This window comes from Nocardioides imazamoxiresistens (genome assembly GCF_032378595.1).
Lineage (GTDB): Bacteria > Actinomycetota > Actinomycetes > Propionibacteriales > Nocardioidaceae > Nocardioides > Nocardioides imazamoxiresistens.
This window is the reverse complement of record NZ_JAVYII010000010.1, coordinates 122,560-143,788: the sequence shown is the minus strand read 5'-3', so window position 1 is coordinate 143,788 and position 21,229 is coordinate 122,560. Positions and strand designations below refer to the sequence as shown.

At 73.8% G+C, this 21,229-nt stretch carries 20 protein-coding genes; 8 read left to right on the top strand and 12 right to left on the bottom strand.

The window, feature by feature from the left end; translation table 11 throughout:
- Positions 1-10: 10 nt before the first annotated feature.
- Together RDV89_RS19155 and RDV89_RS19150 are read right to left on the bottom strand one after the other, a co-directional pair.
- On the bottom strand, positions 11-973 hold the full coding sequence (locus tag RDV89_RS19155) for a dioxygenase family protein (protein ID WP_315735735.1): 963 nt from the start codon (positions 971-973) through the stop codon (positions 11-13).
- A gap of 146 nt (positions 974-1,119) precedes the next feature.
- Positions 1,120-2,940, bottom strand: coding sequence for an AMP-dependent synthetase/ligase (locus tag RDV89_RS19150; protein WP_315735733.1), 1,821 nt, complete (start codon positions 2,938-2,940; stop codon positions 1,120-1,122).
- Positions 2,941-3,111: 171 nt separating this feature from the next.
- Between RDV89_RS19150 and RDV89_RS19145 the strand changes: the two genes are divergently transcribed.
- The 3 genes from RDV89_RS19145 (at position 3,112) to RDV89_RS19135 (ending at position 4,290) form a co-directional block, all read left to right on the top strand.
- On the top strand, positions 3,112-3,597 hold the full coding sequence (locus tag RDV89_RS19145; protein ID WP_315735731.1) for a hypothetical protein: 486 nt from the start codon (positions 3,112-3,114) through the stop codon (positions 3,595-3,597).
- Positions 3,594-3,893: a transcriptional regulator gene (locus tag RDV89_RS19140; protein WP_315735729.1), complete on the top strand. Its 300-nt coding sequence runs from the start codon at positions 3,594-3,596 to the stop codon at positions 3,891-3,893. Before RDV89_RS19145 ends, RDV89_RS19140 begins: the two co-directional genes overlap by 4 nt.
- 61 nt (positions 3,894-3,954) lie before the next feature.
- Positions 3,955-4,290 carry a hypothetical protein gene (locus tag RDV89_RS19135; protein ID WP_315735727.1) on the top strand — a complete coding sequence of 112 codons (336 nt, stop codon included), beginning with the start codon at positions 3,955-3,957 and terminating at the stop codon, positions 4,288-4,290.
- Here the strand turns inward: RDV89_RS19135 and RDV89_RS19130 are convergent.
- Positions 4,287-5,186, bottom strand: coding sequence for an aminoglycoside phosphotransferase family protein (locus RDV89_RS19130; RefSeq protein ID WP_315735725.1), 900 nt, complete (start codon positions 5,184-5,186; stop codon positions 4,287-4,289). The genes RDV89_RS19135 and RDV89_RS19130 overlap by 4 nt on opposite strands.
- Positions 5,183-6,034: a helix-turn-helix domain-containing protein gene (locus RDV89_RS19125; protein ID WP_315735723.1), complete on the bottom strand. Its 852-nt coding sequence runs from the start codon at positions 6,032-6,034 to the stop codon at positions 5,183-5,185. The genes RDV89_RS19130 and RDV89_RS19125 overlap by 4 nt, the downstream gene beginning before the upstream one ends.
- Positions 6,035-6,085: 51 nt before the next feature.
- Between RDV89_RS19125 and RDV89_RS19120 the strand changes: the two genes are divergently transcribed.
- Positions 6,086-6,691, top strand: coding sequence for a TIGR03086 family metal-binding protein (locus RDV89_RS19120; protein WP_315735721.1), 606 nt, complete (start codon positions 6,086-6,088; stop codon positions 6,689-6,691).
- On the opposite strand, the gene RDV89_RS19115 is transcribed toward RDV89_RS19120, so the two are convergent.
- Positions 6,688-7,647, bottom strand: coding sequence for a serine/threonine dehydratase (locus tag RDV89_RS19115; protein ID WP_315735719.1), 960 nt, complete (start codon positions 7,645-7,647; stop codon positions 6,688-6,690). The two genes, RDV89_RS19120 and RDV89_RS19115, sit on opposite strands and share 4 nt — an antisense overlap.
- Entirely contained in the window at positions 7,644-9,524 is a 1,881-nt protein-coding gene (gene lepA, locus RDV89_RS19110) for a translation elongation factor 4 (protein ID WP_315735717.1), read from the bottom strand. Before lepA ends, RDV89_RS19115 begins: the two co-directional genes overlap by 4 nt.
- Positions 9,525-9,775: 251 nt before the next feature.
- On the opposite strand from lepA, the gene rpsT reads away from it, so the two are divergent.
- Positions 9,776-10,036, top strand: a complete 261-nt coding sequence (gene rpsT / locus RDV89_RS19105; RefSeq protein WP_315735715.1) for a 30S ribosomal protein S20 — start codon at positions 9,776-9,778, stop codon at positions 10,034-10,036.
- Positions 10,037-10,174: 138 nt separating this feature from the next.
- Here the strand turns inward: rpsT and holA are convergent, their stop codons facing one another.
- Both holA and RDV89_RS19095 read right to left on the bottom strand, forming a co-directional pair.
- Entirely contained in the window at positions 10,175-11,194 is a 1,020-nt protein-coding gene (holA, locus tag RDV89_RS19100) for a DNA polymerase III subunit delta (protein ID WP_315735713.1), read from the bottom strand.
- Positions 11,195-11,238: 44 nt separating this feature from the next.
- Entirely contained in the window at positions 11,239-11,865 is a 627-nt protein-coding gene (locus RDV89_RS19095; RefSeq protein WP_315735712.1) for a TetR/AcrR family transcriptional regulator, read from the bottom strand.
- A gap of 81 nt (positions 11,866-11,946) precedes the next feature.
- Here RDV89_RS19095 and RDV89_RS19090 point away from each other — a divergent pair, with 81 nt between their 5' ends.
- Both RDV89_RS19090 and RDV89_RS19085 read left to right on the top strand, forming a co-directional pair.
- Complete coding sequence (locus RDV89_RS19090) at positions 11,947-12,261, top strand: DMT family transporter (protein ID WP_315735710.1); 315 nt, start codon at positions 11,947-11,949, stop codon at positions 12,259-12,261.
- Position 12,262: 1 nt separating this feature from the next.
- Positions 12,263-12,604: a DMT family transporter gene (locus RDV89_RS19085; protein ID WP_315735708.1), complete on the top strand. Its 342-nt coding sequence runs from the start codon at positions 12,263-12,265 to the stop codon at positions 12,602-12,604.
- Here RDV89_RS19085 and RDV89_RS19080 read toward each other — a convergent pair.
- From RDV89_RS19080 to leuS, 4 genes are all read right to left on the bottom strand, one after another.
- Positions 12,561-14,966, bottom strand: coding sequence for a ComEC/Rec2 family competence protein (locus RDV89_RS19080; RefSeq protein ID WP_315735707.1), 2,406 nt, complete (start codon positions 14,964-14,966; stop codon positions 12,561-12,563). The genes RDV89_RS19085 and RDV89_RS19080 overlap by 44 nt on opposite strands.
- An 8-nt stretch (positions 14,967-14,974) precedes the next feature.
- Positions 14,975-15,988, bottom strand: coding sequence for a ComEA family DNA-binding protein (locus tag RDV89_RS19075; protein WP_315735706.1), 1,014 nt, complete (start codon positions 15,986-15,988; stop codon positions 14,975-14,977).
- A 111-nt stretch (positions 15,989-16,099) separates the two neighbouring features.
- Entirely contained in the window at positions 16,100-16,981 is an 882-nt protein-coding gene (locus tag RDV89_RS19070) for a DegV family protein (RefSeq protein WP_315735704.1), read from the bottom strand.
- Between the two features lies 1 nt (position 16,982).
- A complete protein-coding gene (leuS, locus tag RDV89_RS19065; RefSeq protein WP_315735702.1) occupies positions 16,983-19,496 on the bottom strand; it encodes a leucine--tRNA ligase in 2,514 nt (837 codons plus the stop codon).
- A 427-nt stretch (positions 19,497-19,923) separates the two neighbouring features.
- On the opposite strand from leuS, the gene RDV89_RS19060 reads away from it, so the two are divergent.
- On the top strand, positions 19,924-21,159 hold the full coding sequence (locus RDV89_RS19060; protein ID WP_438823301.1) for an MFS transporter: 1,236 nt from the start codon (positions 19,924-19,926) through the stop codon (positions 21,157-21,159).
- The last annotated feature ends 70 nt before the right edge of the window (positions 21,160-21,229 follow it).

Below are 21,229 nucleotides of genomic sequence, written 5' to 3'. Positions count from 1 at the left end.
CAGAGCCGCCTCAGACAGGCACGTTGAGGCGCAGCACGTAGCCCTCGTCCACCGAGCCGGTGAGGGTGGCCATCTGCAGCGAGTGGCCGTCGGAGAACACCATGTCGGAGTCGAGGCTGACCCCGTCGAGGTTCGTCGCGCTGTCGCCGTACCCGTCCGCGTCGGCGTACACGGCTGCGCAGACGTCCTCGGGGAACGCGATCTGCGAGGTCCGCAGCTTGCCGCTCGCGCTCGTGGCGTCGTCCACCGACCCGTAGACCTCGAAGTGCAGGTGGGGCCACCGCCCGGGGTAGCAACCCGGGAAGACGCTGGTGAAGGTGAGCGCCCCCGAGGCGTCGGCGACCTGCACGCCGCGCAGGTAGTTCTCGTCCTCGGCCCCCGACGAGTACAGCGAGTAGCGGCCGTCGCGGTCGCACTGCCAGAGGTAGACGGCGGCGCCCTCGTAGGGCGTCATGCCGTCGGCCGCGTTGTCGTAGATCATCAGACGGATCGTGAGCGGCACGCCCTCGGCGACGCCCGAGGCGTCGCCGAAGCTGGCGGTGATGTCGCTGCGCACGATGCCGGAGGCCGTCAGGATGTTGACGCCGTTGGTGCCGTCGGCGGGGTACGGCCCGTTCGTCTCCTCGGGGATGTCGCCGTCGTCGAGCCCCTCCTGGCTCGTCCCGTCCCCGCCGGGGGCGGCGCCGTCGCGACCGCCGGGGCCGCCGGGGCCGCCGCCCGCTCCCGAGGTGGCTCCCGCGCTGGCTCCCGCGGTCGCCGAGGAGCTGGCCGAGGACGCGGCACCGCTGCCGCTCGACCCGGTCGCACAGCCCGCGACGGTCACGGCGCCGACCGCGCCGAGCAGCCCGAGGACCCCGCGGCGGGCCATCGGGCGCCGCCCGACCATGCCGGCGTCCTGCATGACGGGCAGGTCGTGCGCGAGCCCCTCGCGGTGCTCGTCGTGCTGGTCCGGGTGGTGGGTGCGGTGCGTCACGGGGGTCCTCCTGACCGGGCACGAGCCCGGAGATGCCGATGGGTGCCGCCGGTCCTCCGACCGGCGACACCCATGACAGACCCGCTGCCTGTGGTCGCGCTGTGCGGCCTCTGTGCCGGGGCGAGGAACCCCGGCGGCCGCGCGGCTCAGGCGTACAGCTTGTCGATCGCCTCCGCGTTGTTGGCCTCGACGACGGGGCGCTTGACCTTCATCGAGGGCGTGAGCTCACCGGACTCGATGCTGAGGTCGTGGTCGAGGATCGTGTGCTTCTTGACCGTCTCCCACCGGTTCAGGCGGGCGTTGAGCTGCTCGACGTAGCCCGCGATGAGCTTCTGCATCTCGGCAGAGCTGACGACGTCGGTGTAGGACGCCCCCTCCATGCCGTTGTGCGAGGCCCAGTCGGCGACCTGGTCGGGGTCGAGGGTGATCAGCGCGACGCAGTAGTTGCGGTTGTTGCCGATCACGAGGAACTGGCTGGCGTACGGGCACAGCGCCTTGAACTGCGACTCGATCGCGGTCGGCGCGATGTACTTGCCGCCCGAGGTCTTGAACAGGTCCTTCTTGCGGTCCGTGATCTTGAGGAACCCGTCCTTGTCGAGCTCGCCGATGTCACCGGTGTGCAGCCAGCCGTCGGCGTCGAGCGTCTTGGCCGTCTCCTCGGGGAGGTTGTGGTAGCCCTCCATGACGTTGTGCCCCTTGATGAGCACCTCGCCGTCCTCGGCGATCTTGACCTCGCCACCCGGGAAGACGTGCCCGACGGACCCGAACTTGTACTCGTCGGGGTGGTTCACGAAGGCACCCGCCGCGTTCTCGGTCAGCCCGTAGCCCTCGAGGATGAGGATGCCCGCGGCGTGGAACCACTCGGCCACCTCCTGGTTGAGCGCCGCGGAGCCCGAGATGAAGAAGCGGACGCGGCCACCGAAGCGGTCGCGGACCTTGGAGAACACGAGCTTGTCGAACAGGCCGTGCTGCACCTTGAGGCCGAACGGGATCGAGCGGCCCTCGCGCTTGCGGCGGTCGACCTCGAGGCCGACGGCGAAGGCCTTCTTGAACAGCTTCTCCTTCGCACCGCCCTCGTTGGCCTGCATCGTGACGATCTTGCCGTGGGCCTTCTCGAAGATGCGGGGCGCGGCGCCCATGAAGGTCGGCTTGACGACACCCAGGTTGTCGACGATCCGCTCGACGCGGCCGTCGATGGCCGTGGCGAAGCCGCAGGCCATCTGCACGCTGAGCAGCACCTTGCCGAACGAGTGCGCCATCGGCAGCCAGAGGAACTGCAGGTCCTCCTCCGACAGGATCTGCTGGCTCTTGATGGCCTCGCCCTCGTAGACCCACGAGCGGTGCCGCAGCCGGACGCCCTTGGGGCGGCCGGTGGTGCCGGACGTGTAGATCAGGGTGGCGAGGGCCTCGGGCTCGATGGACTCCGAGGTCTTGCGCACCACGTCGGGCGTCTGGGCGAGCAGACCGTCGCCGAGGACCGCGAGGTCCTCCAGGCCGATCACCCAGTCGCCGTCGGTGGCCCCGGTGAAGGTGACGACCTTGAGGACGCTGGGCAGCTGGTCGCGGTGCTCGCGCAGCTTGGCGATCTGGTCGTCGTCCTCCGCGAAGACGACGCGGCTCTCGGAGTCGCCCAGGATGTACGCCACGTCCGCGGCGTTGGTGGTCGGGTAGACCGTCGTGGTGGCCGCGCCCGCCGCCATCACGGCCAGGTCCGCCAGGATCCACTCGTAGCGGGTGGCGGAGGCGATGCCGACCCGCTCCTCCCCCTCGACCCCGAGCGCGAGCAGACCGGCCGCGACGCGCGTGACCTGGTCGCCGACCTGCTTCCACGTCACCGACTCCCACGACTCGCCGACCGGGTAGCGGTAGGCCTCCCGGTCGCCGGACTTCTCGACGCGCTCGAAGAACTGCACGGCGACGTTGCGGGGCATGTGGTCGATGAACGACGGGTCTCGGTTGATCGGCATGGGGGGCGTACCGCCTCTCTCTGGGCTCGCGCCGCCGACGGCGCGGGTCACTGGATGCCTCCGTAACCTAGATCACTTTGCCTACCCGGGGGTAGCGAACGCCCACGAGTTGGCCGATCCGCCCCGACTTTCTACTTGCACAACTGGAAACCACTCATTACGGTTTCCAGCATGGAAAGCGATGACATCCGCGACCAGCTCCGTCAGATCGAGCGCGCCGAGGCCTCCCCCTACGTCGACCAGCGCCGCTCGCCGTGGTGGTTCGCCCCGGGCTTCGCCGCGTGGTTCGGCGCCATGGCCGCCGTGCAGTCGTTCCACTGGTCCGGGCTCTCCTCGAGCAGCATGTGGACCGCGCTGCTGATGCTGGCGGTCGTCCTGCCCCTCGCCGCACTGCTCGGGGCCTACATGTCCTGGCACCAGAGCTACCACGGGGCCTGGCCCCGGACGTTCGGCCCGAAGCCGCCGGAGATCCGGCGGGTGTACTGGTACTACTCGATCGGGTTCCTCCTCGGCGCGGCAGGACTCGTGGCCCTGGCGTTCGTGGTGCCGTGGTGGGTCACGGGACTGGCCACGACCGCCGTCGCGTACGTCGGCCTCCTCGCCTACGAGCGGGTCTACGAGCGCGCCGCCGACGCGGTCAAGGCGCGGCTCGCGTGACCCGCAGCGGCATCGGGGACCTGGACCCCGTCATCCACGCACCCAAGCGCCTCGCGGCGATGGCCGTGCTCTCGACGGCCGACCAGGTGACCTTCCAGTTCCTCAAGGAGCGGCTCGAGCTCGCCGACTCGGACCTGTCGAAGCAGATGTCCGCGCTCGAGGCGGCCGGCTACGTCGCCGTCGCGAAGTCGGGGCGCGGGCGCGGCGCGAGCACCTCCTTCAAGCTCACCCGGGCCGGGAGGACGGCGTACCGCACCCACCGCGACGCCCTGCGCGCTCTGCTCGGCGAGGACTGAGGTCGCGGGGGCCGGACCGGAAAGCGGTACGCCCGACGCGCCGCCCGCGTAGCGTCGGCCCGTGCCTCGTCCGCTGCTCGCCCTGGTCCTCGCGGCAGCCGCGACGCTGACGGCCTGCGGCGCCGCACACGGCCCACCGGCGTGCGGGAGCGTGTGGGTCGTCGGCGGGACACTGCCCGCCGACTACGCGATGTGCCAGCGGTCCGGGCCCCACGACAGCCTCACCGTGAGCCGCGTCCTCGAGTGCGGCGACGGCCGCCGGCTCGTGAGCTACCTGGGCGAGGACCCCCGGCTGTGGGCGTTCGCCGGCGGCACGATCGCGACCGCGAGCCCGGAGTACGCCGACGCGTACGAGGAGTGCACCGGCCTCGACTGGTCACGCCGTCCCGGCCGCTAGTCCTGGACCGCCTTGGCGATCGTGAGGCAGCGCGTCACGTGGTCCCGGTCGTCGCCGCCCCAGTGGGCGTTCAGGACGCTGCGCACCACGGTCCACGCGCGGGCCCGGTCCTCGTCGAGGCCGGCGGTGTCGACGAGGGTGTGGAAGCGGCGGCGGATGCCGTCGCGGACGCTGTCGCCGGGCACCTGGCCGTACTCCTCGAAGCGGTTGCGCAGCATCGGCTCCGGCTCGTAGTGCCGGTCCCCGGAGACCGGCTTCGGGTCGATGGCGACCCATCCGCGCTCCGGCGAGCGCAGCACGTTCCCGAAGTGCAGGTCGGCGTGCAGCAGCGTCCCGGTGCTGGCCGGGTCCGCGCACAGGTCCCGGGCGAGCGCGAGGCACTGCTCGACGAGGCGGCGCGGGATCGGCACGGCTCGGGCGTCGCGCTCCAGCGCGTCCGCCCACGCGGCGACGGACGACGGCAGCGTGCGCAGCTGGGGTCCGGCCGGCACGTGGAGGCGGCCGTACAGCTCGCCGACGACCTCGCAGGCCTCGACGTCCCACTGGTCGCCGAGGTCCTCGACGTCGAGCCGCTCGAGCAGCAGCGCCGAGCGCCCCGGGTCGGCGCGCAGCAGGCGTACCGCTCCCCGACCGGCCCACCGGCCCAGCGCGAGGTGCTCGTGCTCGGACTCGGGGTCGGGGAAGCCGACCTTCAGGGCGGCCGCCTCGCCGCGGTCGGTGCGCACGGGCAGGACCAGGGAGGCGTGGCCGTGCATCGGCTTGCCGTCGAGCCGCAGCTCCCACGCGGCCAGCAGGTCCGCGGCGCGGCGGGGCAGGCGGTCGAGCCAGTCGGCCCACTCCGGGCCCAGGTGACGCCGGGACGCCAGGGGCGCCGGCACCCGCACGACGGCGCTCACCCCGTTCCTCCGACGCCGGGGCGCTCCTGGTCGGCGAGGTAGCTCCCCGGCGTCATCCCGGTCACCGTGCGGAAGTCGTGCGTGAAGTGGGCCTGGTCGGAGTAGCCGAGGTCCGCCGCGATCGCCGCCAGCGACGTCTCCCCCGCCTTCAGCGCCACGACGGCGTCGTGGAGGCGGCGACGCTGCAGCAGCCACTTGGGCGAGAGCCCCACGCGCTGCTCGACGAGCCGGTGCAGCGCGCGCTCCCCCAGGTCGAGGGCGGCGGCGACCTCGGCGACCCGCGTCACCTCCGGGTGCTCGCGCAGCCAGTCGACCACCGTGTTGATCAGCATCCCCTGCTCGTCGACCGGCAGGAACCGCCGCAGCCGCCGCTCGTACGCCTCGATCACCGCCCGGTGCGCCACCGGGTCGCCCGGCGCCGGGTCCATCAGGGCCCGCACCTCGGCGGTGAGCGCAGCGCCGTCGAGACCCTCCAGCTCGCCCAGGTCGCAGTGCCCGTCGGTGAGCCCGCCCACCGGTCGCCCGAGCAGCAGGCGTCCGGCGGCCGGTCGCAGCATCACGCCGGCGGCGTACCCGTCCCCGCTCAGCGTCACCGTCGACAGGCCCCGCGTGACCCCGTAGAAGCGCGCGTACGTGTCGCTGACGACGACCAGGCACACCGGGTGCTGCAGGGTGCTCTGCGTGGTCGGCTCGGCCAGCGACCAGACCGGGATCCAGTAGCGGTCGACGAGGTCCGCCAGGTCGGGCGACGGGGTGTAGCGGTGGATGGGCGGGCTGGGCCGGGTGCGGCCGGTCAGGTGCGCCCGGTCGATCGGGCTCACCGGCTCGGGACCGCGGCGCTCGCTCACGTGTCCGATTATCACAAGCGCGCCCTGCGCGACCGGCCTAGCGTCACCGTCATGACCAGCCACCGCGCCACCACCCCGCAGCAGATCCGCTCCGACTACGTCGACCGCGCCGAGCGGCTCGCGGTGGTCCTCGACGATGCCGGCCCCCGGTGGGACGCGCCCACGCCGTGCGACGGGTGGACCGTGCGCGACGTGGTGCGGCACGCGGTCGACACGGAGGGCGAGCTGCTCGCCCGTCACGGCCTCGCCTCGCCACTGGCGCCCGACGCTCCCCACCCGGCGGACGCCGAGGACCTGGCCGCGTCGTGGCGCGCGTGGGCGGCCGGGGTCGCCGCCGTGGTGGACGACGAGGCGCTGGCGACGACGTACGACGGGTTCTTCGGCCCCACCACCGTCGGGGAGACGCTGCGCGACTTCTACACGTGGGACCTCGCCGTGCACGCGTGGGACGTCGCACGGGCGACCGGTCAGGCGTACGCGCTGTCCGACGCCGAGGCGGCGGCCCACGAGGAGACGGCCGCCGCGTGGGGCGACGCGCTGTACGCCGAGGGCGTGTGCGCGGGGCCGGTGCCGGTCGCGGCCGACGCCAGCGCCTGGGAGCGGCTGCTGGGCCGCCTCGGGCGGGACCCGGGCTGGAGCGCGCCGGCGGTCGGCTAGCCGCCGGCGCGGTGCTCCCGGACCAGGTCGGACGGGTCGGTGTTGGCGCCGCAGACCACGACCGCGACGCGCTCGCCCGGCGCCGGGACGTACGCCCCGGACCGCAGCGCCGCGACGGCCGCGGCCCCGCCCGGCTCGGCGACGAGGCGCAGCTCGTCCCACAGCCAGCGGCGGGCGTCGAGGACGTCGGCATCCTCGACCAGCACCGAGGTGGCGTGGCGCAGGGCGGCGAAGCCGATCGCGCCGATCCGGCTGGCGCCCAGCGAGTCGGCAGCGACCCCGCCGGGGGCGACCGCGACGGGCTCGCCCGCGGCCAGGGCGGCGTGCAGCGTGGGGCACCCGGTGGGCTCGACGGCGACGACGCGGGTCGGGGTGCCGGCGAACCAGGCCGCGACGCCGCCGGCGAGCCCGCCGCCGCCGACCGCGACCACGACCGTGTCCGGCGCCTCGGCGCCCAGCGCGACGACCTGCTCCTCGAGCTCACGACCGAGCGTGCCCTGGCCGGTGACGGTGAGCGGAGCGTCGTACGCGTGCAGCGCCAGCGCCCCGGGGGCCGCCGCGGCGTCCGCGCTGGCGGCGTACGCCTCCGCGTAGGTGGCGCCGACCTGGTGCACCCGGGCGCCGCGCGCCCGCAACCCCGCCACCTTCACGGCGGGGGCGGTGGCGGGCACGAAGATCTCGGCGGGGATGCCGAGCGTCGCACCGACGTGGGCGACCGCGAGGCCGTGGTTGCCCCCGCTGGCGGCCACCAGCCGCTCGGGCCGCGTGGAAGCCGCGAGCACGGACGCGAACGCGCCGCGGGGCTTGAAGGACCCGGCGTGCTGCAGCAGCTCGAGCTTCAGCGTCGCCGGGTGCCCGCCGACCACCGCGTCCAGCACGGGGGTGCGGCGGACGTACGGCGCGATCGCCACCGCGGCGGCCCCGATCTCCGCGCGCGTCGGCACCGCGGCGCTCACTTCTTGGACTTCTCCGCCGGCTGGGTGGTGGAGAGCGCGGCCACGAAGGCCTCCTGGGGGACCTCGACGCGGCCGACCATCTTCATCCGCTTCTTGCCCTCCTTCTGCTTCTCCAGCAGCTTGCGCTTGCGGCTGATGTCACCGCCGTAGCACTTGGCGAGCACGTCCTTGCGGATCGCGCGGATGTTCTCGCGGGCGATCACGCGGGCGCCGATGGCGGCCTGGATCGGCACCTCGAACTGCTGGCGCGGGATCAGCTCCTTCAGCTTGCCGGCCATCATCACGCCGTAGCCGTACGCCGAGTCGCGGTGCACGATCGCGCTGAACGCGTCGACCGGCTCGCCCTGCAGCAGGATGTCGACCTTGACCAGGTCGGCGGCCTGCTCGCCCGTGCGCTCGTAGTCGAGCGAGGCGTAACCCTTGGTGCGCGACTTCAGCTGGTCGAAGAAGTCGAAGACGATCTCGCCCATCGGCAGGATGTAGCGCATCTCCACGCGGTCCTCGGACAGGTAGTCCATGCCCTGCAGCTGACCGCGCTTGGTCTGGCACAGCTCCATGATCGCGCCGATGTAGTCGGACGGGCTGATGATCGTCGCCTTGGTGACCGGCTCGCGGACCTCCGCGATCTTGCCGTCGGGGAACTCGCTGGGGTTGGTCACCTCGTGCTCGGTGCCGTCCTCCATCTGCACGCCGTAGACCACGTTCGGCGCGGTCGAGATCAGGTCGAGGCCGAACTCCCGCTCGAGCCGGTCGCGGGTGATCTCCATGTGCAGCAGGCCGAGGAAGCCGCAGCGGAAGCCGAAGCCCAGCGCGCCCGAGGTCTCGGGCTCGTAGGTGAGCGCTGCGTCGTTGAGCTGGAGCTTCTCCAGCGCCTCGCGCAGGTCGCCGAACTGGTCGCCGTCGATCGGGTAGAGGCCCGCGTAGACCATCGGGTTCGGGTGCTTGTAGCCGCCCAGGGACTCCTCGGCCCCGCGGTGCTGCGTGGTCACCGTGTCGCCGACGCGGGACTGGCGCACGTCCTTCACGCCCGTGATGAGGTAGCCGACCTCGCCGACGCCGAGCTCGCCCGCCTTGACCTGCTCGGGGCTGATCACGCCGACCTCGAGCATCTCGTGGGTCGCGCCGGTCGACATCATCTTGATCCGGTCGCGGTGGTTGAGCTGGCCGTCGACGACGCGGACGTAGGTGATCACGCCGCGGTAGGTGTCGTAGACGGAGTCGAAGATCAGGGCGCGCGCGGGCGCGTCCGCGTTCCCGACGGGCGCGGGGGTCTGCTTGACGATCTCGTCGAGGACCCGCTCGACGCCGACCCCGGTCTTGGCGCTGACGAGCAGCACGTCCTCGGGCTCGCAGCCGACCAGCCCGGCCAGCTCCGCGGCGTACTTCTCCGGGTTGGCGCTGGGCAGGTCGATCTTGTTGAGGACCGGGATGATGTGGAGGTCCGCGCTCATCGCGAGGTAGAGGTTCGCGAGGGTCTGCGCCTCGATCCCCTGCGCGGCGTCGACGAGCAGGATGGCCGCCTCGCAGGCCTCGAGGGAGCGCGAGACCTCGTAGGTGAAGTCGACGTGGCCGGGCGTGTCGATCATGTTGAGGACGTACGTCCCCGCCTCCGCGCCGGTCTCGTTGCCCTCGGCGACCGTCCACGGCATGCGCACGGCCTGGCTCTTGATGGTGATGCCGCGCTCGCGCTCGATGTCCATCCGGTCGAGGTACTGCGCCCGGGCCGCGCGCTCGTCGACGACACCCGTCAGCTGCAGCATCCGGTCGGCCAGCGTCGACTTGCCGTGGTCGATGTGGGCGATGATGCAGAAGTTGCGGATCGTCGTGGCGTCGGTGCGCCCCGGCTGGGGCACGGCGGACGCAGGCGTAGCAGGCACCACCCGATCCTCCCACGTGGGGCGGGCGGCGGGCCAAACGCGTCGCCCTGCCGCCGTCCGGGGGCGACCTGCCGGGGATGGCCGCCGCCGCGCCCGAGGACTGAGCGACCGCGATTTGAGGCGACCGGCCCGTCGCTGGTAACTTCGCTGATCGCGTGTCTGGACGCAGCCTGCCCTCGTGGCGGCGAGCGCCGGCCGCCACCGTACGACGAATCCCGAACGACCGACGAGCAACACGAAGGCAGAGACACGTGGCCAACATCAAGTCCCAGATCAAGCGCAACCGCCAGAACGAGCGCCGTCACGAGCGCAACAAGGCGGTCAAGAGCGAGCTGAAGACGCTCGTGCGCCGCTTCCGCGCCGCCGCGGACGCCGGCGACAAGGACGCTGCCGTGGCCGCCGGCCAGGCTGCGAACCGCAAGCTCGACAAGGCCGCCTCCAAGGGCGTCATCCACAAGAACCAGGCCGCGAACCGCAAGTCGGCCATCGCGAAGCGCTCCGCGGCTCTCTGAGCCGCGGCACCACCTCGCGGCACTGCTCGTCGCAGCCGCGCGTCGTACGCACAGGGCGTCGACCCCTCCGGGGGTCGGCGCCCTTCGGCGTTCGCGCGACTGTTCCCGGCCGGTCCAGCGACCGGTGGGGCGACCGGTTCAGCGACCGCGCAGCCCGGCGACCGTCAGCACGAGCCGCTCGAGCGTGTACGCCGCGTCGCCGCCCGCGCCCTTGACGTCGGCGTCCGCCCGCGCCACCGCGCGGATGGCCTCGCGCAGCGACGCGTCGTCCCAGCCGCGGGCCTGGTCGCGCAGCGTGCGCAGCTTCCACGGCGGCACCCCGACCTCCCGCGCGAGGTCCGCCTCCCGCATCCCCCGGGGCGCGGAGGTCATCCTCGCCAGCCCCCGGGCCCCGGCCGCGAAGGCCGACGTCACGAGGACCGGCGCCGTGCCGGTGTCGATGGCCCAGCGCAGCTCCTCCAGCGCCTTGGCGCGGCGCCCGAAGAAGGCGTGGTCGGCGACGGCGAACGAGGTGACCTCCGCCCGGCCGCCGAAGTAGCGGCCCACCTCCGCGGTGCCGATCCGCCGCCCCGCGAAGTCGCTGGCCAGCTGGTGCGCGGCGGCGCTGAGCGCGCGCAGGTCGTTGCCGACGGCCTGGACCAGCACGTCGGCGGCCTCCTCGTCGATCGCGGAGCCGGCGGCCCGCACCTCCCCCGCGACGAACCGCGGCAGTTCGTGGGCCCGCAGCTCGGCGGACTTCACCTCGGTGACCCCGGGGCTCTTGCGCAGCTTCGCCAGCGTGCCGCTGCCCTTCGCCCCGCCGGAGTGCACCAGCACCAGGGCGATGTCCTCGGCGGGTGCCGACGCGTACTCCACCAGCCCTGAGACCGACTCGTCCGGCAGGTTCTCCAGCGCGCGGACGACCACGCACCGCGTCGTCGAGAACAGCGACGGGGCAGCGAGCTCTCCGAGGGTCGCCATCGTCAGCTCGGCAGCCGCCGCCTCCGAGACCTCGGCCTCCGGGTCGTGCGCCCGGACGGCCGCGCGGACCGCGACCACCGTGCGCTCGTTGAGGAACTCCTCCTTGCCGGTCACCAGCGTGACCCGGCCCAGCACGTCCGCGGGCGCGGGGGGCCGCTGGGCGGTCGGGCTCGCTGCGGCGCGGGAACGAGGAGGCATGGCGAGGAGCCTGCCACAGCGCACCGACGGCTCCGGCGGCGCGCTCAGTCCTGCGTCGACAGCGCCCGGGCGAGCGTGCGGATCTGGTCGATGTGGGCATCGAGGACGCGCCCGCCCCACGCCGGGTCGTCGTCGGGGCCCCGGTGCACGATCTGCAGCGCGAGCCCGTCGACCAGGGCGTGGGTGACCCGGGCCCACGACTCGAGGTCGACGGCTGCGTCCACGGGGCCCGCTCCGCCACCCGTCTCCTGCACCAGTGCATCGACCGCGTCCCGGCAGGCGCGGCGCAGCGTCCGTTCGTAGCGCTCGCGCGGTGGCCGCAGCGTCTCGTCGGTCAGCGCCGCCACCCCGAGCGCCACGTAGACCTCCATCTCCAGGCGGCGCTCGTCGTCGAGCGGCACGAGCTGCGCCAGGAGCTCGCGTGGCCACCCCGCCCCGCTCCGGTCGACCGCGGCGAGGCGCCCCTGCAGGCCAGCCACGGAGGACTCGACCGCGTGCTCGCGCAGCGCCTGCTGCGTCGGCAGCACGTAGCGCAGCGAGCTGGGCGCCAAGCCGGCCTCGGCGGCGACGTTGCGCACCGAGAGCGAGGCCAGACCGTCGCGGGCGAGCACCCGCCAGGAGGCCCTGGCGATCACGCGCAGGCGCTCCTCGCGGTCCATCGATCGGGGCATGCGGGTGATTCTTGCACGACTGTGCGGGAATCGGGTACAACGTTCTGGTACATCCGTGCGACAACGAGCGAGGAGACAGTGATGGCGTGGACCGTGCTGGTCGTGTCCGGCGTGCTGGAGTCGGTCTGGGCGACGGCGCTGGGCGAGTCCGACAACTTCCGACGGCGCACGGCGACGGCGGTCTTCGCCGTCGCCCTGGTCGCGAGCATGGGCGGCCTCGCGTTCGCGATGTCGGAGATCCCCGTCGGCACGGCGTACGCCGTGTGGGTCGGGATCGGGGCCGTGCTGACGGTCGTGATCTCGGTGGCCCGCGGGCGGGCGAGCCTCTCCCCCGTCACGGCGCTCCTGCTCGTGGGTCTGATCGGCTGCATCGTCGGCCTCAAGGTGGTGGGCTGACGTGGCGTGGCTCGTGCTCCTGCTCAGCTCGGTGCTCGAGGCCGTGTGGGCCACGGCGCTCGGCCGCAGCGAGGGCTTCACGAACCTCGGTCCCAGCGTCGTCTTCGCCGTCGGTCTGGTCGCCAGCATGGTGACGCTGGCCCACGCCGCCCGGCAGATCCCGATCGGCGTCGCGTACGCGGTGTGGGCCGGCCTCGGCGCCGTCCTCACCGCCGGCTGGGCGATCACCACCGGGGAGGAGACCGCCTCCGTCGCGAAGGTGCTGCTGCTCGCGGGGATCGTGCTCTGCATCGTCGGGCTCAAGCTCGCCGAGGGTGGGCGGAAGGAGCCCGACGTCGGGTGACCACGCCGGGCGGGCCCGCCCGACCCTCCGTGGTCACCACCGCGACGTCCCCGTGCACGTCGGTGCGGGCCACCACCGCCCCGGCGGACTCGAGGGTGCCGAGGAGACCGGGGTTGGGGTGCCCGTAGGTGTTGTCGGCCCCGACGGGCACCAGGGCGACCTCGGGCCGCACGTGGGTGAGCAGGTCGAGGTCCTGGTGGCGGCTGCCGTGGTGGGGCACCTTGAGCACGTCGACGTCGAGCGCGACGGATCGCTCGCGCAGGGTGCGCAGCAGCCGTCGCTGGGCGGGCGGCTCGACGTCGCCGGTGAGCAGCAGGCTGACGCCCCGCACCTCGGCGAGCAGCACGAGGCTGGCGTCGTTGGCGTTCGACCCCTCGCCGTCGCGCTCTCCCCCGCCGCTGCGCACCACCCCCGGCTCGGGCCACAGCACCTCGAGGGAGACGTCGCCGATCGTGCGGCGGCTGCCGTGGCCGGGGACCGAGACGGGTACGCCCCGGGCCCGCGCCGCCGCGGCGACCGCCGTGGCCGTGGCGGGCGGCTCGGGCAGCGGCGAGACCTCGATCGCGTCGACCGCGCGGCCGTCGAGCACCCCGTCGACCGCGCCGGCGTGGTCGTCGTGGAAGTGCGTCAGCACCAGCAGCGCGACCCGCTCGACGCGCAGGTCGTCGAGGCACCGGTCGATCGCGACCGGGTCGGGGCCCGTGTCCACGACGACCGCCACGCCCTCGGCGACCCGCAGCACGATGCCGTCGCCCTGCCCGACGTCGCAGGCGACCGCCGCCCATCCGCTCGGCGGCCACCCGGGGTCGGGCACGCGCACGACGACCGCGGCGACGGCGAGCGCCGTGGCGACCACGACGCGTACCGGCCGGCGCAGCAGACGCGGCGCCACCACCGCCAGGCCGGCGCACAGCACCGTGAGGCCGCCCACCGCCAGGACCGAGGTGCCCCACCCGACCGCGGCCGCCGGGAGCACGGCGCCGCGCTCCGCGACCGCGATGATCCACGCGACGCACCACGACGCGAGCGTCCCGGGGATCCGTGACAGCGGCGCGGACAGCAGCCCGACGAGCCCTCCCGCCAGGCCGAGGACCGTCGCCGGGCCGACCACCGGCGCCACCAGCATGTTCGCGAGGACGGCCACGAGGCTGACCTGCCCCGAGATGGCGGCGACCACCGGCGTGCAGGCCAGCTGGGCGGCCGCCGGCACCGCGACCGCCTCGGCCAGCCACCGGGGCATCCAGCGCGCGAGCGCGTCGCGCCAGGTCGGGGCGAGGAACAGGATCCCGGCGGTCGCCAGCACCGAGAGCGCGAATCCCACCGTGACGGCCAACCAGGGCTGGACGAGCAGCAGCACGACGACGGCCACACCGAGGCTGCGCGTGCCCCGACGCAAGCCGTTGTGCCCCATCCCGAGCAGCGCGACCGTGCCCATCGCCGCCGCGCGCACCACGCTCGGCTCCGTGCGGGCCAGCAGCACGAAGCCGACGATGCCGAAGGCCGCGACGGCGTACCTCCCCCGGCCGCGCACGCCGACCACCCGCGCCAGCACGAGCAGGAAGCCGACGATGAGGGTCAGGTTGGTCCCCGACACGGCGAGCAGGTGGGTCAGCCCGGTGGTCTGGAAGTCGGCGGACAGGTCCGGGTCGAGGCCGGCGTCGTCGCCGACCACGAGCGAGGGCACGAGCACCGCCTGGTCGTCGGGCCGGTGCGCGACGCTCTCCCGCAGCGCTCCCCGCACCAGCGCGGCGCCGTCCCACCACACGTCCGGGCTGTCCAGCAGCTCGGCTTCCCCGCGGACGCGGAGCACTCCCGCCAGGTCGCCGTCCGCCGGCGCCAGCCGCCCCGCGAGCGCCACCCGGGACCCGAGCTCCACCTCCTCCCACCCGGGCGGCGCCACGAGCAGCACCCCGGCGGACAGCGCGTAGGAGCGACCGCGACCCGTCACCTCGACCAGGTCGCCGCGCAGCACCACGTAGTCGCCGTAGGTCCCCTGCCGCAGCCGCGGGTCGCCGGTGACCTGGAGGACGCCGCGGACGCTCGCCTCCTCGGCCGCCAGCCGCGGCACCGGACCCGTCGCGGTGCCGGCACGGTGCAGTCCGGCGACCGCCGTCGCCGCGAGGAGGACGACGGCGGCCGCCACGAGGGTGCCGCGCAGGCCCGCGCGGTCGCGGCGGGCTGCCGCGACGAGCAACGCCAGGCCGACGCCCGTGAGCAGGACGGCGAGCGGCGCGGGAGCGAGCAGACCGACCAGCGCCCCCGCCCAGGCGACGGCACCGAGCACCGGCATCCGCAGGTCCGCCCCCGGCCGCTCCCCCGTCGCCGGCGAGGTCTCCGGCCCGACGTCCGGCGCCCGACGCACGCGCCGGCTCAGACGGTCGCGTGCGGGGCGATGCGCGCGAGGGTCGCCTCGCCGATGCCGTCGACCTCGACGAGCTCGTCGACCGACGTGAAACCGCCGTTCTCGGTGCGCCAGTCGAGGATCGCCTGGGCGGTCACCGGCCCGACCCCCGGCAGGGTGTCGAGCGCCGCCAGGTCGGCGGTGTTGAGGTTCACCTGACCGCCCGCCGCACCCGACCCGCCGGCGCCACCGGGGCTGGCGCCACCGGCCGGGCCCGGCTGGCCACCGCTCGGCCCCGCCGGGGCCGGTAGCGCGTCGACGCCGACGAGCACCTGCTCCCCGTCGACGAGCAGCCGCGCGAGGTTCACGCCGACCAGGTCGACGTCCGGCAGCGCCCCGCCGGCCGCCTCGACCGCGTCCGCGACCCGGGAGCCCACGGGCAGCACCACGATGCCCGGGCGGGCGACCTCGCCGTCGACGTGCACCACCACCTCCGCCGCTGCACCGTCCGATCCTCCAACCGGCCCCGCGTCCGGTCCCGCGTCCGGCGCCGCGTCCGCGCCGCCCGGCGCGGGCGCCGCCGAGGAGGCACCACCGTCCGTCGCGCTCGCGCCCAGCGACGTCCCGGTGGCGGCGGTGCTCACGGGCACGACCGGCCGCTCCGCGGCCTGGCTGCGCACCAGCCACCAACCGGTCAGCGCGAGGGCGAGGGCCGCGACCAGCGCGACCACGGCGACCTGGGCGGGCCCGAGCGCGAGGCGGGCCCCACCCGGGAGGGGCAGCCCGGCCCGGATGCCCGCACCGGCGCCGACCCGTGACCCGGGGCGCGCGTGCCGTCCCGGCCGCGGCAGCGCGGGACCGGCGACGTCGTGCGGCCCGTCGCCCGTGTCCATCCCGACCGGCTCGTCCGGTCCGGACGTCTGCTGCGTCCCGCCCGCGCGTGCGAGCACCTGGCGGTGCCACCCGTCGTCGCGGATCCGGGTGTTCTCCTCCAGCCGCGCACGGAGGACGTCGACGTCGGTGCTGGGGTCGCGAACGGGCATGGCCCCGAACCTAGGAACGTCCGGAGGACCCGCGGGACGCCGTGGAGCGCACTGTGGAGAGGACCCGCACCGCCACCGCCTGTGGACGACAACCGGGCCCGTCGGTCCGGATCAGTCCAGCGGCGAGACGCACACGGCGACGGTGCCGGGCCCGGCGTGCACGCCGAGCACGGCGCTCAGCTCGCTGCACGACACCGAGCGGCCGTCGAGCCTGTCGCCCAGACGCTCCTCCAGGAGCGCGGTGAGGTCCCCGGCGGCGTCGGGGTTGGCGAGGTGCGCCACCCCGATCTCGACGGGTCGGTCGCCGGCGGCCTCGACCGCCAGGTCGCCGAGGCGGGCCAGGGCGCGCGAGGCCGTGCGTACCTTCTCCTTGCCCGCGACCGTGCCGTTCTCGACCGTGAGGATGGGCTTGACGGCCAGCACGCCGCCGAGCAGGCCGGCGGCGGCGCCGACCCGGCCGCCCCGGCGCAGGTACTCCAGCGAGTCGACGTAGAAGTACGAGACCGCGGCCGCGGCCCGCTCCCGCGCCGCCTTCGCGGCCGCGTCCAGGTTCGCGCCCTCGCGCAGCCGGGCGACGGCGGCGGCGACGGCGTACCCCGTCGCCGGGCCCACCTGGCGCGTGTCGACCGTGCGGATCGGCACCCCGACGGAGCGGGCGGCGATCAGCGCGGACTCGTAGGTGCCGCTCACCGCGCCCGAGAGGTGCACCGAGAGGATCTCCTCGGCGCCCCCGGCGACCAGGCCGGCGTACACCTCCTCGAAGACCGCGGGCCCCGGGCGGGAGGTGCTGACGCGCTCCCGCGCGCGCAGCGCCGCGGTGACCCGCTCGGCGCTGCCCGCCTCGGTGCACTCGTCGTGCACCTCCTCGCCGATCACGACCTGCAGCGGCACGACCGTCACGCCCAGCGCGGCCACCGCGTCGGCGCCGAGCTGGGCGGTGGAGTCGGTGACGACGGCGGTACGCGCCCCCGTGGCGCCCGGAGCGGGCGCCACCTCAGCCGACCACCACGTTGACGAGCTTGGGCGCGCGCACGATCACCTTGCGGACCGCCTTGTCGCCGATCGCCGCGACCACCGCGGGGTCGGCGAGCGCGGCGGCCTCGAGGTCCGCCTCGGAGACGTCCGGGGCCACCTCGAGGCGGGCCTTGACCTTCCCCTGCACCTGCACGACGGCCGTGACCGACTCCTCGACCAGCAGCGCCGGGTCGACGACCGGCCAACCGACGCGCGCGACCGTCGGCTCGTGGCCGAGGCGCTCCCACATCTCCTCGGCCGTGTAGGGCGCGACGAGCGAGAGCAGGATCGCGACGGCCTCCGCGGCCTCGCGGACCGCGGGGTCGGCCGGGCCGCAACCGGAGTCGATCGCCTTGCGGGTGGCGTTCACCAGCTCCATCGTGCGGGCGACCATCACGTTGAACCGGTAGCCCTCGACCAGGGTCGCGGCCTCGTCCAGCGTGCGGTGCGTGAAGCGGCGCAGCGCGGCGTCGCCGGTGGTGGCGTCGGCCCCGGGGGCGGAGGTCACGTCGCCCGCCAGGCGCCAGGCCCGGGCCAGGAAGCGCAGCGAGCCGGCCGGGGAGACGTCCGCCCAGTCGATGTTGTCCTCGGGCGGGCCCGCGAAGACCAGCGTGAGGCGCACGGCGTCGACGCCGAACTCCTCCAGCTGGTCGCCCAGGTTGATCCCGTTGCCCAGCGACTTGCTCATCTTCTTGCCCTGGTTGATCACCACGCCCTGGTTGAGCTGCGCGGAGAAGGGCTCGACGAAGTCGAGCAGGCCCATGTCGTGCAGGACCTTGGTGAAGAACCGGCTGTAGAGCAGGTGCAGGACGGCGTGCTCGACGCCGCCGATGTACATGTCGATCGGGCCCCAGCGCTTGAGGTCCGCGGGGTCGAAGGCCGCGGAGGTGTCGCCGGGCGAGCAGTAGCGCAGGAAGTACCACGACGAGTCGACGAACGTGTCCATCGTGTCGGTGTCGCGCTCGGCCGGGCCGCCGCACGACGGGCAGTCCACCTCGACCCACTCGCGCGCCGCGCCCAGCGGCGAGGTGCCCTTGGGCTTGAGGTCGGCGCCCTTGAGGTCGGGCAGCACGACGGGCAGCTGGTCCTCCGGCACGGGCACCTCGCCGCACGCGGCGCAGTGCACGATCGGGATGGGGGCGCCCCAGAAGCGCTGGCGGCTCAGCAGCCAGTCGCGCAGGCGGAAGTTGGTCGCGCGGCTGCCGCGTCCCTCGGCCTCGAGGCGGTCGACGATCGCGCCGATGCCGGCCGCCTTGTCACGCAGGCCGTCCAGGTCGCCGGAGTTGACGTACGCGCCGTCGCCCGTGGTCGCGACGAACGTCTCCTCCGGGTTCTCCTCCCCCGTGTCGACCACGCGCCGCACCGGCAGCCCCATCGCCTTGGCGAAGTCGAGGTCGCGCTGGTCGTGCGCCGGCACCGCCATCACGGCGCCGGTGCCGTAGTCGGCCAGCACGTAGTCGGCCGCCCACACCGGGATCTGCTCCCCGTTGACCGGGTTCGTGGCGGTGATGCCCAGCGGCACGCCGGTCTTGGGACGGTCGGTGGCCAGACGGTCGATGTCGGAGGCCTTGCGGACCTCGTCGACGTACGCCTCCAACGCCGCCGCCTGGTCGGGCGCCACGATCTCGGCGGCCAGCTTCGCGTCGGCCGCCACGACCATGAAGGTCGCGCCGAACAGGGTGTCGGGTCGCGTGGTGTAGACGGTGACCTGGCGCGTCGAGCCGTCGGCCAGGTGCAGGTCGAAGTCGACGTGCGCGCCCTCGGAGCGGCCGATCCAGTTGCGCTGCAGGGTGAGCACCCGCTCGGGCCAGCGGCCCTCGAGCTGCTCCATGTCGTCCAGCAGGCGCTGGGCGTACTCGGTGACCTTGAAGTACCACTGGGTCAGCTCGCGCTTGGTGACCACGGCGCCGCAGCGCTCGCAGGCGCCGTCGACGACCTGCTCGTTGGCCAGCACGGTCTGGTCGTTCGGGCACCAGTTGACGGGGCTCGCCTTGCGGTAGGCCAGGCCGCGCTCGCGGAACTTCAGGAACAGCCACTGCGTCCAGCGGTAGTACTCCGGGTCGGAGGTGTGCAGCCGGCGCGACCAGTCGAAGCTGAGGCCGTAGTTGCGGAACGACGTCGCCTGCGTCTCGATGTTGGCGTAGGTGTAGGTCGCCGGGTGCTCGTCGCGGCGGATCGCGGCGTTCTCCGCGGGCAGGCCGAAGGAGTCCCAGCCGATCGGGTTGAGCACCTCGTAGCCGCGCTGCCACCAGTAGCGGGCGAGCACGTCGTGCAGCGCGGTGACCTCGGCGTGGCCCATGTGCAGGTCGCCGGAGGGGTAGGGGAACATCGTCAGCGCGTAGCGCTTCTCCCGCTCGCCGGAGTCGACGACCGCGTCGTCGGCGCGGAACGGCTCGAGCCGGTCCCACACGGGCAGCCACTTGCGCTGCAGCGCCTCGGGGTCGTAGGTCTGCTGCTCGTCCTCGGGGCGCTGGTCCGCCTGCGTCTCGCTCATCTCTCGCTCTCCTCGGTCCTGCACGACGTGGTCGGTCCCGGCATGAAAAAACCCCTCGCTCGGCGAGGGGTGGCCGCGCTGACGCTCGGGTCAGCGCGGCGGGAGAAGGAGCAGGGTGCACGTCGCCACGAGCGCCATCCTAGCGCCTCGCGGGCGGCTCGCCTCCGCCCCGTCGCACCCGCTCCGACCCTCTGCAAAGTCTGTGTAAAGGCAGCCCGGTCGGGGGCGGGCTATGACCGCGGTCACACCTAGCGTCCTCGTCGTGGGCGAGGCGACCGGCCCCTCGCCCCCGACGAACCGATCGGCCGGGAAGGTGAGCCCCATGACCACAGCACCCCCGGCCGCTCCCGCGGCCCAGCCCGGGATCCGCCGCGCCGTCCTCAACACCGTGCGCGGCTCCCTCGGCAACCTCGTCGAGTGGTACGACGTGTACGTCTACACCGTCTTCGCGAGCTACCTCTCCTCCAGCTTCTTCGCCGAGGGCGAGCCGAACGCCGGGATCTACACGATGGCGATCTTCGCCGTCACGTTCCTCATGCGGCCCATCGGCTCCTGGTTCTTCGGGCGGTACGCCGACCGCCACGGCCGTCGCCCCGCGCTCGTCCTCTCCATCACCGTCATGGCGACCGCCTCGGGCGTCATCGCGCTCACCCCGACGGCGGAGACGATCGGCGGCGCGGCCGTCGTCGTCCTCATCCTCTGTCGCCTCCTGCAGGGCTTCGCGACCGGCGGTGAGTACGGCACGTCCGCGACGTACATGTCGGAGGCCGCGACCCCCGGCCTGCGCGGCTTCTTCTCGTCGTTCCAGTACGTCACGCTCGTCGGCGGCCACGTCCTCGCGCAGATCACGCTGCTCGTGCAGCAGGTGTTCCTCTCCGACGCGCAGATCTCGGCGTTCGGCTGGCGGATCGCGTTCGGCATCGGCGCGGTCAGCGCGGTCGTCGTCCTCTTCCTGCGCCGCAGCATGGACGAGTCGCTCCACGACGACGGCGTCGAGCGCAGGTCGGGCTCGATGACCGAGCTGCTGACCGCCTACCCCCGCCAGCTGCTGGTCTGCTTCCTCGTCACCCTGGGCGGCACCATCGCGTTCTACACCTACAGCGTCAACGGCCCCCTGATCGTGAAGAGCACGTACGCCGACGACCCGATGACCGCGACCTGGATCAACCTGGCGGCGCTCGTGCTGCTGATGGTGATCCAGCCGCTCGGTGGCCTGCTCAGCGACAGGATCGGCCGCAAGCCCCTGCTCGTCGGCTTCGGCGTCGCCGGGGTCCTGTGGACCTGGACGTTCCTGACCCTCCTGCCGCAGGTGACCACGCCGACGGCCTCGTTCCTGCTGCTGGCCGGCACCTACGTGATCCTCACCGGATACACCTCGATCAACGCCGTCGTGAAGGCCGAGCTCTTCCCGGCCCACGTGCGGGCGCTCGGGGTCGGGGTCGGCTACGCCCTGGCGAACTCCATGTTCGGCGGCACGGCCCCGCTGGTCTACGAGGCCGCCAAGGCCCGCGACGCGCTCGACGCGTTCGCGATCTACGTGACGATCGCGATCGCGCTCTCGCTGCTGGTCTACGTGTTCGTCCTGAAGAACCGGGCGCCCACGTTCCTCGACCGCGAGCAGGAGGGCCGCGCGCAGCGGCAGCCGGTGGGCGTCGGCCGCTGAGGACGCCGGCGTCGCGCACGGCCGGGGCGGGGGGCCCGCCGTGTGCGACGCTGTGCCGCCGGACCGGGCA

Coding starts and splice junctions, on each gene's coding strand:
- RDV89_RS19150 (WP_315735733.1), bottom strand. CDS start 2,940: ATGCCGATCAACCGAGACCCGTCGTTCATCGACCACATGCCCCGCAAC.
- RDV89_RS19145 (WP_315735731.1), top strand. CDS start 3,112: ATGGAAAGCGATGACATCCGCGACCAGCTCCGTCAGATCGAGCGCGCC.
- RDV89_RS19120 (WP_315735721.1), top strand. CDS start 6,086: ATGACCAGCCACCGCGCCACCACCCCGCAGCAGATCCGCTCCGACTAC.
- holA (WP_315735713.1), bottom strand. CDS start 11,194: ATGCCTCCTCGTTCCCGCGCCGCAGCGAGCCCGACCGCCCAGCGGCCC.
- RDV89_RS19095 (WP_315735712.1), bottom strand. CDS start 11,865: ATGCCCCGATCGATGGACCGCGAGGAGCGCCTGCGCGTGATCGCCAGG.
- RDV89_RS19090 (WP_315735710.1), top strand. CDS start 11,947: ATGGCGTGGACCGTGCTGGTCGTGTCCGGCGTGCTGGAGTCGGTCTGG.
- RDV89_RS19075 (WP_315735706.1), bottom strand. CDS start 15,988: ATGCCCGTTCGCGACCCCAGCACCGACGTCGACGTCCTCCGTGCGCGG.
- leuS (WP_315735702.1), bottom strand. CDS start 19,496: ATGAGCGAGACGCAGGCGGACCAGCGCCCCGAGGACGAGCAGCAGACC.